General features: G+C 69.9%; 11 protein-coding genes. 4 read left to right on the plus strand and 7 right to left on the minus strand.

The window, feature by feature from the left end; genetic code table 11:
- Positions 1 to 236 precede the first annotated feature (236 nt).
- Both ABTY04_RS06105 and ABTY04_RS06110 read left to right on the plus strand, forming a co-directional pair.
- A complete protein-coding gene (locus tag ABTY04_RS06105; RefSeq protein WP_352212109.1) occupies positions 237 to 443 on the plus strand; it encodes a hypothetical protein in 207 nt (68 codons plus the stop codon).
- Between the two features lie 34 nt (positions 444 to 477).
- The gene (locus ABTY04_RS06110; RefSeq protein WP_502996562.1) at positions 478 to 2139 is read left to right on the plus strand and encodes a DUF6895 family protein; all 1662 of its coding nucleotides are present in this window, start codon (positions 478 to 480) and stop codon (positions 2137 to 2139) included.
- A 103-nt stretch (positions 2140 to 2242) separates the two neighbouring features.
- Here the strand turns inward: ABTY04_RS06110 and ABTY04_RS06115 are convergent, their stop codons facing one another.
- Entirely contained in the window at positions 2243 to 3529 is a 1287-nt protein-coding gene (locus ABTY04_RS06115; RefSeq protein WP_352212111.1) for a phthiocerol/phthiodiolone dimycocerosyl transferase family protein, read from the minus strand.
- A 190-nt stretch (positions 3530 to 3719) separates the two neighbouring features.
- On the opposite strand from ABTY04_RS06115, the gene ABTY04_RS06120 reads away from it, so the two are divergent.
- Positions 3720 to 4916 carry a cytochrome P450 family protein gene (locus tag ABTY04_RS06120; RefSeq protein WP_352212112.1) on the plus strand — a complete coding sequence of 399 codons (1197 nt, stop codon included), beginning with the start codon at positions 3720 to 3722 and terminating at the stop codon, positions 4914 to 4916.
- 45 nt (positions 4917 to 4961) lie between these two features.
- Here ABTY04_RS06120 and ABTY04_RS06125 read toward each other — a convergent pair whose 3' ends face one another.
- The 5 genes from ABTY04_RS06125 to ABTY04_RS06145 all read right to left on the minus strand — a co-directional run bounded on the left by ABTY04_RS06125 (position 4962) and on the right by ABTY04_RS06145 (position 11330).
- Complete coding sequence (locus tag ABTY04_RS06125) at positions 4962 to 6320, minus strand: cytochrome P450 (RefSeq protein ID WP_352212113.1); 1359 nt, start codon at positions 6318 to 6320, stop codon at positions 4962 to 4964.
- A gap of 117 nt (positions 6321 to 6437) precedes the next feature.
- A complete protein-coding gene (locus ABTY04_RS06130) occupies positions 6438 to 7856 on the minus strand; it encodes a cytochrome P450 (RefSeq protein ID WP_352212114.1) in 1419 nt (472 codons plus the stop codon).
- Between the two features lie 14 nt (positions 7857 to 7870).
- Positions 7871 to 8812, minus strand: coding sequence for a terpene synthase family protein (locus ABTY04_RS06135; RefSeq protein ID WP_352212115.1), 942 nt, complete (start codon positions 8810 to 8812; stop codon positions 7871 to 7873).
- On the minus strand, positions 8809 to 9873 hold the full coding sequence (locus tag ABTY04_RS06140; protein ID WP_352212116.1) for a polyprenyl synthetase family protein: 1065 nt from the start codon (positions 9871 to 9873) through the stop codon (positions 8809 to 8811). The genes ABTY04_RS06135 and ABTY04_RS06140 overlap by 4 nt, the downstream gene beginning before the upstream one ends.
- 242 nt (positions 9874 to 10115) lie before the next feature.
- Positions 10116 to 11330, minus strand: coding sequence for a cytochrome P450 (locus tag ABTY04_RS06145; RefSeq protein ID WP_352212117.1), 1215 nt, complete (start codon positions 11328 to 11330; stop codon positions 10116 to 10118).
- 260 nt (positions 11331 to 11590) lie between these two features.
- On the opposite strand from ABTY04_RS06145, the gene ABTY04_RS06150 reads away from it, so the two are divergent.
- Positions 11591 to 12745 carry an acyl-CoA dehydrogenase family protein gene (locus ABTY04_RS06150; protein WP_352212118.1) on the plus strand — a complete coding sequence of 385 codons (1155 nt, stop codon included), beginning with the start codon at positions 11591 to 11593 and terminating at the stop codon, positions 12743 to 12745.
- Between the two features lie 68 nt (positions 12746 to 12813).
- On the opposite strand, the gene ABTY04_RS06155 is transcribed toward ABTY04_RS06150, so the two are convergent.
- The gene (locus ABTY04_RS06155; protein WP_352212119.1) at positions 12814 to 13428 is read right to left on the minus strand and encodes a cysteine hydrolase family protein; all 615 of its coding nucleotides are present in this window, start codon (positions 13426 to 13428) and stop codon (positions 12814 to 12816) included.
- Between the last annotated feature and the right edge of the window lie 43 nt (positions 13429 to 13471).

The raw sequence follows: 13471 nt of genomic DNA on the forward strand, positions 1-13471 counted from the left end.
AGACGGGGCACTCACATTAGCGGCCGGTGTGCCGTTCACCCCGTCATGACGCTCCGTTCGCCTGCCGCTGTGCAGGTGGCCGCCGTGTTGCCGGCCCGGGCGGTGGGAACGGGCAGATGAAACGATCGGTTACAAGACAAATGTGACTGTATGAGTTATTTCTTTTGTATTCCACCATCTAGGTGATTTGGTAGACACTTAACAGGAAATACTGGACTCCGAACAGGAGGTTCGTCATGTCCGTCCCACCACCCGTTGATGCGCGTAAGGCGCTGGATTTCCTGAGGACCAGTGGTCTGGTCGATCTCACCCTCCCTCTGGAGCGCGTCGTCGGCCAGGTCAGTCAACTCGACGATGTCGCAGGCTACGTGCTGGCCTGGGAACGGTACGTCCTGGTCGTCGCCAACGAGGTAGCGGACGATTGCCCGCCCGCGGGCCACTGATCCACACATCAAGGTGACTGCCGGGAGGACCACGGTGAAAACAGAGCACCCCGGCGTCCGGTCATCTCGAAGGCGCGCAGTAGAGGACCAGGCAGTCGCCTGGCTCGCTGCGCGCCGGGCCATGCTGGACCCGCGCAACGCCCGGCCGGACACGGTGCTTTTCGCCCGTAAAGCATTGATCGAAACAGCGTTCTTGGTAGGGCTTCGAGCCCGCCTCGACGAGGCCCCCCTTGCCGGCGATTATGCGACCATTCTCGAGCTGGTTGAGGACATCGCCCGGCAGCCCTCGTACCGGGAACTCATCGCACGGGACGAATCCGCCCTTCTGCTGTACGCAGGAACGTATGCAGCGCTGCGTCTCTGTGGCCGCGACGACCCCGAATTCCGGCGCATCATCCAGCAAGCCGCTGCCGGCGGGTACGCAGCGGCATTCGAGCGGGTCCCCTACCGGCAGCTGGACCTGCTCCACACACTGCATCTGTGTGGGATCGAGCATGGCATGCCCGCCATGGATGACGTCCTGCCCTTCACGGTCCTCTGCAGTCACCCGAACGTACTCAAACTGCCCGACCGCGATATCTACGCCATCACCCACACCGTCTTCTACGTCACGGACTTCGGCCAGCGCGATCCGGTATGGCCCCGCGGCTACGACCTCGGCGAAGCCGTCGAACTCCTCGAAGCACTCCTCGTCCTCGCCGAGGCCCGTGCGAACGCCGACCTGGTCGGGGAACTGCTGTGCTGCCTTCTCTGCCTCGGTATCACCGACTCCGAAGCAGCGGACCAGGGATGGAGGTTCCTGGAATCCGTTCAGGAGGACAACGGCCGAGTGAACGGACCCGATGGCGTTGTTCATCCCGGACTCAAGAGTGAGGACGACGAGTTCCGGCACTGGGCAGAGGGATACCACACCACCATCGTCGTCGCCCTGACCGGTCTGCTGGACCGGAGCCCCCGACGAGTCGCGAGACCACGCCCGGATATGCCGGTAACGGACGTCGCGCTGGTGGAACCGCTTCGACGCGCCGTCCTGTGGCTGTGCGACAGGAGCATGATGCAAGATCCAGGTGCCGGCCTGCCCGGAGTCACGGCCGCCGCCATCGGGGCTGCGGCAATCGGGGAACACCGACTCGTCCGACCGGCTCTCGAGCACTATGCCGAGCGCCTCTCTGATGCGGACCCGTACGTCTGGCAGGAGCAGGGCATGGAAATCGCAGGAGAGTTCGCCATGGCTCTCCGTACGGCTGGCGTCGGCTGTCCCTCCCTGGAAGAGTTCCTCAAAGCCACAGCTGCTGTCGTCAACTCACTCGACAGCGTCCCCGCCGACGTCATGGGCAACGTGCAACGGCTCATCAGCCTCGGCCTCACGCCCTCGCCGGCCATAGCCCTTCCTCAGCAGCCCACGCCACGCGGCCACCGTGCATACCCCCTTCATGCCGCCACCTCCCTCTGTGAAGCCAGGGAGAGCTACCAGCTCGGCCAGTTGGCCGCCACCGTACGTGATCTCGTCCAGGACGGATGGCGCGGGCACCGCATCACCCGAGACGCCATCTCGTTCCTCATCGGACAGCAGAACGGTGAAGGCGCATTTGGGTATCCCGCTTCCGACGACCAGGCGAAGCGTGATCAGGCCCATTTCTCCTGGACCCGGAGCGTGGTAACAGCCCTGGCCTCCGCGACCGGGAGCTGTGAGTGACGTTCCCCCGTATCCCGCAGGAGGCCCGGGCCGTGAGGGAGACGGTCCACGGCCCGGGCCCGGGCCTGCGCCGTCCGCGGGGAGCGCAGAGCGAACCGGACCCTCAGCGGGTGAGTTCCTCCAAGGACGTGCGCAGGGTCTCGCGCAGGCGGGCCATCTGCTCAGCGCCGTAGGTCCAGCTGTCGTACTCGTTCTGAATCAGCAGGCGCCCGCCGAAGCTGGCGGCGGCGATCTTCGGGGGCATGCCCGCCGCGTTCGCGGTGCCGCCGAAGCGCAGCAGTCGCACGCCTTCCGGAACCGGGTGGCCCGGGATCCGTCCCACGTTGGAGATGCCGTAGCTGACGACCGGGACCGGGAGCGCCACTCCGCGGGACCCGGCGCGGAGCGCGGCGAGGAGGAAGCGCTCGGGCTCGCGCCGGGCCAGGGCGGCGGCGACCAGGTCGTCGGCCTCGGCTCCGATGACGTCGGGGTGGTCGCCGTGCGAGACCTTCAGCGTGGTCTGCATTCCGGTGATGCAGTTCAGCACGGTGTCCAGCGACAGTTCCGGGGTCAGCCGGGTGCGCAGGTCGACTCCGTGGCCGCACACCATCGCGAGCGGTCCCGTCGCAGGGCTGAGCTGGGCGCGTACCGCGCTGAGCAGCAGGCCGGTGACCACGCTGTTGACGGTGACGCCACGATCGCGGGCGGCCGCGACGAAGGCCTCGGTGGCCTCCCGTTCGAACTCCAGCCGGTCGACGACGAACCGGCGCGAGGCCGCGGGGCGGTCGGGGTGGTCCAGGCCCTCGGGGACGAGGGTTTCGGGCGGGAGGACCTTCTCGTCGGCGGCCCGGGCCAGGGCGTCGGCCAGGGCGTCGATCTCTCGGTCCGGGAAGGCACCCGCCAGCCGGACGTCGATGGCCTCGGGCAGCCCGTCGCGCCGCTCGACCGCCAGGGCCGCGCCGGCCGCGAGCGCGGTGTAGTACCGCCAGAACTCGGCCAGCAGCGCGAAGGCGGAGCGGCCGTCGGCGACGCCGTGGTGCACGCCGAGTACGACCCGGTGGTGTTCGCCGTCGCTGATCAGCCAGGCGTGCAGCATGCTCTCGGTCCAGTCGGGCCGGGTATTGATCAGTTCCGCGAAGGAGTCGTCGCCGCCGTCGACCACCGCGAGCGGCGGCTGGACCCGGTCGCGGACGCTGAACAGGAGCCCTGCGTCGCCGGCGACGACCTCGGACCGCAGGATCGGATGACGGTCCGTCAGCATCCCGAGCGCCCGGGACATCAGGGCCGGGTCCATCGGGCCGCGGACCTCGGATTCGACGTAGGCGGGCATGTCGTACAGCGGAAGGCCGGCGGCCCCCAGGTCGAGGAAGTAGATGCTCTCGAAAGGCGATATGAGGCGCTGGCTCGTCATGTTGTGTGGGTCTCCCGTGTGCATGGTGAGCGGGCCGGCGGCCCGCGCGTCGCGGCGACACCAGCTTCCCCGGCGCTCACCGAGATGCGCTCAAGATGCCCTGGAAGGCGGCTTCAACGGGCTCGGCTCGGACCGCGGACCAGAGGTAGAAAGTGGCGTTGCCGACGCCGCTCGAACACGAGGGATGCCCATGTCCACACCGCTCATCGAAGATCTGTCAGCACTCGGCCAGGACTTCGTCGACAACCCGCATCCGGTCTACGCGCAGCTGCGCGCCAGGGGGCCGGTCCACCGGGCACGCAGCGCCGCCTCGGGCGAGTTCTGGCTCGTCGTCGGTTACGAGGAGGCGCGCGCCGCACTCACCGACACCCGGCTGTCGAACGACATCCGGCATTCGTCCGGCTGGAAGGACGACGGCGGCAATTCCATCGGTCTCAACATGGTCCAGACCGACCCGCCGCAGCACACCCGGCTGCGCAAGCTGGTCGCCAAGGACTTCACCGCCCGGCGCATCGAGGCGCTGCGTCCGCGCGTGCAGCAGATCACGGACGAACTCCTGGACGCCATGATCCCGTCGGGCCGCGCGGACCTGGTCGACGCGTTCGCGCTCCCGCTGCCACTGGCCGTCATCTGTGAGCTGCTCGGCGTCCCGGCCACCGACCGCAAGACCTTCCACGACTGGTACCTGGCGAGCACCGACTTCTCCGAGCCCGCCGCGGCCATGGCCGCGGCGCAGGCCATGACCGGCTACCTCGCGCAGCTCCTCGATGCCAAGCGGCGCGAGCCCGGCGACGACCTGCTGAGCGCCCTCGCCGGGTCCGTGAACGATGCGGACGAGGAAACCGACCGGCTCTCCACCGAGGAGATGCTGGGCATGGCCTTCCTGCTCCTGGTGGCCGGGTATGAGACCGCTGCCAACCTGTTGTCCAGCGGCACCCTCGCGCTCCTGCGCCACCCCGAGCAGCTGGCGGCCCTGCGCGCCGACTGGTCGCTTCTGGACAACGCGGTGGAGGAGATGCTGCGGTACGAGGGTCCGGTGGAGACCACGGCGTTCCGCTACACCAAGGAGCCGGTGGAGATCGGCGGCATGACCATCCCTCAGGGCGAGTCGGTGGCCGTCGTGCTCGCAGCCGCCTCGCGCGACCCTCAGCGCTTCGCCGAACCCGACCGCTTCGACATCCACCGCGACGCCCGCGGCCACATGGCGTTCGGCCACGGCATCCACCACTGCCTCGGCGCGCCGCTGGCCCGCATGCAGGCCGTCATCGCCTTCCGGACGCTGCTCGAACGCTGCCCCGGCCTGGCCCTGGACACCGATCCGGCCGTTCTCACCTGGCGCCCCAGCATGATGCTGCGCGGACTGCACCAGCTCCCCGTCACCTGGTGACGGCGGGTGTCCCCCGGCCGGCCCGCCCGGGGACACCGTCCGCCGTCAGCGCTGTTCGGGCACCATCGGCAGCGGTCCCGCGGTCAGGCTCATCTGCGCCCGGGGCCGGACGGCGGCACCCGGGACGGACCGCAGCCGCCAGCGGGAGGCGATCGCGGCGAGGGCCAGGGTCGCCTCCGTCATCCCGAAGACGTCGCCGATGCACTTGCGGCTGCCCGCGCCGAACGGCAGGTACGAACCGCGGGTGACGTCCTTGGCCCGCTCCGGCAGCCACCGGTCCGGGTCGAAGGTCTCCGGGTCTGCGAACAGGTCCGGGCTGCGGTGGATGACGTACGGGCTGATCAGCACGTCGGTGCCGGCGGGCAGCGGGTGTCCGCCCAGCTCGGTGTCCTGGGTGGTCATCCTGGTGTACATCCAGGCCGGCGGATAAAGCCTCAGTGTCTCGGTGAAGATCCGCTGGGTGTGGACCAGCTTCGGGACGTCGGCGTACGTCGGGGTCCGGCCGCCCAGTACCTCGTCGACCTCTGCGTGCAGCCGCCGCTCCACCTCGGGCGAGCCGGCCAGCAGGTGCCAGGCCCAGGTCAGCGCGCTGGCCGTGGTCTCCACCCCGGCCAGCAGCAGGGTCATGACCTGGTCGTGGACCTCCTGGTCCGTCATCTGCCCGCCGTCCTCGTCGTCGCGGGCGGCGAGCAGCGCCGACAGCAGGTCTCCGCGGTCCTCGCCGGCCCTGCGGTAGTCGCCGATGATGCCGTCGATGAGCGCGTGCAGCCGGCCGAGGGCCTCCTCGAACTCGCGGTTGGCCGCCAGCGGCAGCTTGGCCAGCAGCCCGGTCGGGTCCAGCGCCCGCCGGTAGGCGCCCTCCACCATGAGGGGCAGGCAGCGCTGGATCTCGGAGACGGAGTGCGGGGCCATCTCGGTGGAGAACAGCGCGCGGGCCGTCACCCGGGCGGTCAGCCCCTGCATCGCGTCGCTGATGTCGACCGGCTTCCCGGTCTCCCAGGAGGCCGCGTGCACCGCGCACTCCTCCTGCATGACCTCGGCGTACGCGGCGACGCGCGCGGTGTGGAACGCCGGCTGCACCATGCGCCGCTGGCGGCGGTGGTCGGCCCAGTCGGAGGTGATGAGGCCGTTGCCCAGGATGGCGCGCGCCTTCTCCTTCACCGGACCCCCGGTGTCGTAGACCCGTGCGTTCAGCAGCACCTGCTGAACCAGCTCGGGGTGGCAGGGCAGGTACGCCGGCTTGGTGCCGATCCGTACTTCGACGAGGTCGCCCAGCGCCGGCAGGGAACTCAGGAACGCCAGCGGGTCGCGGCCCATGAGCAGGGCGTGGCCCACGAGCGGGAGCCGGCGGGGTGCCGCGGTCACCCGCCAGGTGCGCTTGGCCGTCTCGCGGGTGGTCTTCATGGGTGGGGTGTCCTTCGGTGGTGGGTGACGGGTGACGGGTGATGGCGACGTGACGGGCCGTGCCGGCGTGCCCGGGCGTACGGGGCGCGGGGATGCACGCGGTCCACGGGGGAGCGGTCAGCGCCGCTCGCAGACCATCGGGAGCGGACCCGCTTCCAAGGTGGCCTTCGGCACGGGCCGCAGCCGCGTCCCCGGTACCGGGCGCAGCCGCCAGCGTGCCGCGATGGTCGCGACGATGAGGGCCGTCTCGGTCAGGGCCAGGACATCGCCGATGCACTTGTGGCTGCCCGCGCCGAAGGGCAGCAGCGCACCGCGTGGCACCTCCCCGATCCGGTCGCCGTCCCAGCGTCCGGGGTCGAAGGTCTCCGGGTCGGGAAAGAGTTCGGGGTTGTGGTGCAGGGCGTAGGCGCTGTAGAGGATCATCGTCCCGGCGGGGACGGTCAGGCCGCCGAGTGCGACGTCCTCGGCAGCCACCCGCATCGACATCCAGGACGGCGGGTACAGGCGCAGTGCCTCGGTGATGACGTTGCGGGTGTACGGCAGGGAGGGCAGGTCCTCGTAGACCGGGGTCCGGCCGCCTAGCGCCGCGTCGACCTCCGCGTGCACCCGCTGTTCGACCTCCGGCAGGGTGCCCATCAGGTGGAAGACGAACGCGAGGGTGGAGGCGGTCGTCTCGCTGCCGGCGACCAGGAAGGTCACGACCTGGTCGAGGACCTGCCGGTCGCTGAGCCTCTCCCCCGTCTCGGGGTGCTCGGCGCACAGCAGCGTGGACAGCAGGTCTCCCTCGCCTGCCTCGGACTGCCGCCGCCGGGCGATCAGTTCCTCCACGATCTGCCGGAGGCGGGCGTTGGCACGGTCGTATGCCCGGTTGCCGGGGGTCGGCAGCTTCTCCATGATCCCGAGGGGGGCCACGGTCCGCTTGTAGATGCCCTGCGAGACGGTCCGCAGGCACTGCCGGGCCTCCTCGATGGTCTCCTCGTCGAGATCGGTGGAGAACAGGGTCCGCGCGGCGACGCGCATCAGCAGCGCGTGCATCGCGTCGCCGATGTCCCGGGTCTCTCCCGGCTGCCAGGACTCGGTGGCCGTTCGGGTGTCGTCGGCGACGGCGTTGGTGTAGGCGGCGATCCGGGTCGAGTGGAAGGCCGGCTGGATGAGGCGGCGCTGGGAGCGGTGCTCCTCGCCGCGCGAGACCGACAGACTGTTGCCGAGCAGCTGGCGCGCCTTGTCGAAGACCCCGCCCTTGTCGAAGACGCGCGGGTTGAGCAGGACGTGCCGCACCAGCTCGGGGTGGGCGGCGAGGTAGGCGCGGCTGGGGCCGAGCCGGACCTCGACGAGGTCGCCGTACGCGGGCAGCGAGGCGAGGAAGTCCAGCGGGCGGCGCCACAGGGAGAGCACGTGGCCCAGCAGGGGCAGGGCGCCGGGGGCGGTACCGGTCCGCCAGGACCGGTCCGCCGGGGAGACCTTGGCGGGAGTCGTCCTCGCGCCGTTCGTCTTCTCCTCGACCGTGTTCGCGACGGCCGTCTTCACGGATGACATGTGATCATCGCCCTCTACTGGATGCGCGAGTTGACGTCGTTGACGGCCGCGCGGTAGCGCCGGTCGCGCGTGGTCCAGACGAAGTTGCCGTGGATCAGGTCCAGCAGCACGTCCCGGGTGATGTCGTCGAAGGCCGAGATGCACTCCATGTCCTCGGTCATGTCGTCGAGGCGGGCCTGGAAGAAGCGCCGGAAGTCGGCCTGGTCCGTCATGTCGCACAGCCCGAAGCAGTTGGTTATCTGGCCGAGCTCGTACTCCCGGTCGTAGGAGTAGAAGTCGTTGACGATGGCCAGCCCGCGTGCGGTCATCCGCGCGGCCAGGCCCGTCTTGGAGTGCTCGGTGAGCTCGGGGTGGCGGTAGATCGGGTAGGACATCTTCATCCAGAAGTCCACGCCCACGTCGGTCACCCGGAACCGGAAGTACTGCTCGGGCGACGTGGTGCAGAGGACCTGCTTGATCGGCGAGTCGCGGAACATGTGGTCGCTCGTGACGAAGGCCCGGGCGCCCTCGTAGGCGAACGCCGCGTCCTCGGCGTCGTAGTAGCGGTCGCACACCGCGCGCAGCTGGGGCAGGAAGAGGTCGAAGTCGTGGAGCGCGGGATCCATGTCGTCCCACACGAAGGTCACGCAGTTCAGGATGCAGACGGCCTTGAAGGCTTCCATGTCCTTGATGTGCCGGGCGCTCTGGGCCCAGCGGACGACGTCCATGTACGAGATCCAGCGCTTGTCGGACACCTTCTTGCCCAGCGGCGCGACCGCGCGGTTGCAGGCGTCGATGACCTCGCGCAGTTCGGCGTCCGTCATCGGGACCTTCTGCGGCTCGTAGCCGGCCCCGAGCTGCCGGGCGAACATTCCGGCGAAGCTGTCGGTGCACTCCTGCCAGTAGCGTGCAGTGCCTGCCGGGGCGGCCGGGGTGACGGCAGCGGGCCGGGCGAGTGTGATCAGGTCAGCGGTCACGAGTTCCTCCTCGTCGCCTTGCGGGCGAGGTACTTCAGAGTGGTGGTCGCCTCCGCGGTGAACGGGGCGGTGTCCAGGGCGCGCAGCGCCTCCCAGTAGCGGTCGTCGATCATCCGCTCCACGGCCTCGCGGGCACCGGTGGCCTCGAAGACGGCGCGTACCTCCTCGGCTCCCGACTCGTCCAGGAAGGGGTCGCCGATCAGCGTGTGCAGCAGGGCGGACTGCGCACCGTCGCTCGCGCGCAGGGCGAGTGCGACGAGGGTGGTGTTCTTGCCCTCGCGCAGGTCGTCCAGGCGCGACTTGCCCGTGTCCTGCTCGTTCCCGTACACGCCGAGCAGGTCGTCGCGCAGCTGGAACGCCTCGCCGAGCGGAAGGGCGTACGCGGTGCAGGCGGCCATGACGTCGTCGCCGGCCCCCGCGAGGGCCGCGCCGATGTGCAGGGGGCGCTCGATCGTGTACTTCGCGGTCTTGTAGCGGATGACGTCCAAGGTTGCGTCGACGTCGTCGTGGAGTTCACCGGTCGCCCGCAGGTCGAGGTACTGTCCGCGCATCACCTCGGTGCGCATCTCGGTCACCAGGGGGAGCACCGTGCCCAACTGCGCGGGGGTGAGTCCTGCGGTGAAGAGGATTTCGTCCGACCACGTCAGGGCGAGATCCCCGAGGAGGATCGCCCCGCTGCGCCCGAACCTCTCCGCGCGGGAATCGCGCTGATGGTTCGCGAGCGTGCGGTGAATGGTGGGGTGGCCGCGCCGCGTGTCGCTGTCGTCCATGACGTCGTCGTGGATCAGGGCGAACGAGTGGAACATCTCCAGGGAGGCCGCCACTCGTACGACGGACTCGTCGGCCGGCAGCCCGGAGGCCGCCTGCCAGCCGGTCACGGCCAACAGCGGACGGATCCGCTTGCCGCCCGCGCCGAATTCCGCGAGCAGGCCCACCAGATGGGCCATGTGGGAATCCGCGGCCTGCGCCTTCTGCGCCAGGAATTCCTCGATGACTCCGTCGACGGCCTGCTGCAGGGCGCCGGCGTCGAATCGGGCCGGAGAGATCGTGTGCGTGCTCATGTTCCTTCCTCATCCCCCTCGTGAGACCCGCCGTGGAGAGCCCGTACGCGCACGCCGGGGGATCCCCCGGAGCGGGTCGCGCCGGAGTACCGGCGCGCCGCGGGGGCGGCGTTCGTACGGGTCCCGTGAACGGGTCGGATGCTGACGCTCAGTTCGGGAACGGCGGATGGCACCGCCGTGTGATGCGCGGATCCGACGGGCCGGCGCCGGGCGGGCAGCCTGGCGCGGCGGACGCGGGAGCGTCAGGACACGAGGTCCACGCGCAGCTCGCTGAGACCGCGGATGTTGACCTGCGGACGCCACACGACGTCCTCGTCGGTCAGCCTGATGTCGCGGTAGCGGCCGGCCAGCTCGGTGAAGACGAGGCGGGCCTCGGCCTTCGCCAGCATGGCGCCGATGCAGTAGTGCGGGCCGCCGCCGAAGGACAGCGGGTGGACGTCGCGGCGCGACAGGTCCAGTCGGTCCGGGTCGGGATAGCGCCGCGGATCGCGGTTGGCGGCTCCGAGCAGGATCATCACCTTCGAACCGGCCGGGATGGTGGTGTCGCCGACCTCGACGTCGCCGGTGGTGATGCGCGCCACGAGCTGGATCGGCGCGTCGTACCGCGCCAGTTCGTCGATCCCGTTCTGGATGAGACCGGGGTCCTCGCGCAGGGCCCGCAGCTGGTCCGGGTGGCGCAGGAGGCCCAGCATGCCGTTGCCGATGAGGTTCACGGTCGTCTCGTGGCCGCCCATGAAGAACATCAGCACGTTGGCGATGATCTCGTCGTCCGTGAGCTTCTCGCCGTCGAACTCCGCCAGCAGCAGTCGGGAGAGGAGGTCGTCACGCGGTGCGGCGCGGCGCACGGCGAGGTGCTCGGCCACGTAGTCGCCGAACTCCTGTGCGGCGTCGTTCATCAGCCGGCGGGTGGCCTCGTCGATGGACGGGTCGATGACGTGGCCCAGTGCGTCGGTCCACTTGCGGCACAGATCGGCGTCCTCGACGGGAAGACCGCCGAGCCCGCAGAAGACCGTGACGGGCACCCGGGCGGCGAGGGAGCCGATGAGGTCGACGTCCCGTCCGCTGCCCATCTCGTCCATGATCTCGTGAACGATGCCCTCGATCCGCGGGGCCAGCTCCTGGATGGCCCTGGTGGTGAACAGCGGGTTGGCGAGGCCGCGCAGTCTGCGGTGTCCGCCGCCGTCCCTCATGAGCATCCAGCGGCGGGTGGACTCCACGATCGGGCTGTCCCAGCCGCCGCGCTGCTCGGCCCACCGGGGGTCCTGCGGGTACTCGCTGCTCAACCGTGGGCTGCGGATGAGCGAGGCAACCTCGCTGTGCCCCGAGACGATCCAGAGCCCGTAGGGCGTGCGGTGGACGGGCTCCGCGTCACGCAGCTTCTGGTAGAGCGGATAGGGGTCGTCACGAAGACGCGGATCGCGTGCATCGAACAGAGCCTCCTTCTCCTTGAGTCGCATTGCTCTCTCCCCGTTGTGATGGCGCTCCCGCAGGGTCTTGCGCGACCCCACCGCCTTAAGCACTTGAAGCGCTGAGAGAAGAAAAACAACAGCCACTGGAGACTCAGTGGTATCAGGGCAGAGACCATGCCCAGACCTCGGATCAGCTGGACGGGGACCTTGTAGCGTGCCCGGGTACCGCCTCGGCCGACCGTACGGATCCGGTGGGCCGGGGAGAACTCAGGTCAGTGCCACAGATGTCACAGCCATAGGGGGCCACAGTGCGGCGAGCTGTTTTCCATGACGACCACGAAGTGTTCCGCGCGCGGATGCGGGACTTCATCGCGGCGGAGGTGACGCCCCACTACGGCGAGTGGGAAGCCGCCGGCCGTGTTCCGCGCGACTTCTACGGGCAGCTGGGGAAGCTGGGCATCTTCGGTTTCGGCATTCCTCGGGAATACGGCGGATCGGGCCCGACCTCCTTCACGTTCAACGCCGTCATCGCCGAGGAATGCGCCCGCGCCGGAGTCACCTTCGGTGGCGCCAGCGCCCATCTGGCGCTCCCGGCGACCTTCGTCAAGTACACGACGCGGGAGCAGAAGGAGCGCTGGCTGCCCGGCTTCGTCACGGGCGAGCTGATGACGGCGATCGCGATCACCGAGCCGGGTGCCGGTTCGGACGTCGCCGGACTGCAGACGGCCGCCGAACTGTCCGAGGACGCCACCCACTACGTGGTCAACGGTGTCAAGGCGTTCGTCTCGGGAGGCGCCCAGGCCGACCTGGTCCTCGTCGTCTGCCGCACCCCCGGAGCGGATCCGTCCGACCGGCGCGGCGGGATGTCCCTGCTCGCCGTCGACACCCGGGCGCAGGGCGTGGTCGTCAGCGCCGAGCCTCCCACGCTCGGCCTGCGCTCCTCCGACATCGTCGAGATGACGTTCACGGACGTACGGGTCCCGGTGGGCGACGTGGTGGGCGGACTGGGCAACGCCTTTTCCTGCCTGGCGGACATCTTCGCGCAGGAGCGCCTGGGCATCGCCGTCGGCGCGTACGCCCACGCCGCCGGGGCGGTGCACTTCGCCACCGAGTACGTGAAGGAACGCACGGCGTTCGGCAAGCCGGTCGCCGCCTTCCAGAACACCAAGTTCGTGCTGGCCGACTGCAAGGCCGAGGTCGACGCTCTGCAAGCGGTCGTCGACCGGGCGCTGGGCGCGTTCGACGCCGGGGAGCTGACCGCCGACGAGGCCGCTTCCGTCAAGCTCTTCTGCACGGACGCCGCGGCCAGGGTCATCGACAAGTGCGTCCAGCTGCACGGCGGTTACGGGTTCGTCATGGACCACGCCATCGCCAGGCTGTACGCGGACAACCGGGCCAGCCGGATCTTCGGCGGCACCAGCGAGATCATGCGCACCATCGTCGCCAAGTCGATGGGACTCTGACGCACGCACCGGGCGGCCGGGCGTTCGGGCCGCCCGGCACCTTCGGACCGCCGGGCCGGTTGCGCGGGTCAGTGCGCGGGAGCCCACTGCGCGAGGAGGGCTTCGGCGGTGGTGACGGTCGCGACGAGGGCCAGGCAGTTGCGGATCACCTCGGCGGTGTACGCGGCGGGCACCCCCGCGATGGCGTCGGAGGGGACCACAACCCGGTAGCCGAGGTTCACGGCGTCGAAAACGGTGTTCGGGATGGCGATGTTGGAGGAGACCCCGGCGACGACGAGGGTGCGGATGCCCAGGTTGCGCAGGAGGGCGTCCACGTCGGTCCCGGCGATCGGCGAGAGCCCGTGCAGCCGGCGGACCACCAGGTCGTTCTCGGCCACCTCGATCGGGGCCGCCACCTCCACCGCCCGGGTCCCGGACAGCTGCCGGACGGGCAGCTTCCCGGCGGCCCGGAACAGCCGCGCGTTGGCATTGGCCGCCAGCCCGTCCGGCCGCCGCTCGGCGACCGCGTGCAGTACCTGTACGCCGGCCCCGTGTGCGGCGTCGACCAGCGCGGCCACCCGCTCCAGCATCCCGGAGGCCCGGGCCTCCTTGGCCAGCTCGGGCAGGGCGCTCTCCTCGCCGACCACGCCGTTCTGGCATTCGACGGTGAGCAGCGCGGTGGTGGCGGCATCGAGTTCCGGCATGACTCCCCCTGGCGTGACGGCCGTCGATCCCGCATGATTCCTG

The organism is Streptomyces sp. NPDC097981, from assembly GCF_040302565.1.
Lineage (GTDB): Bacteria > Actinomycetota > Actinomycetes > Streptomycetales > Streptomycetaceae > Streptomyces.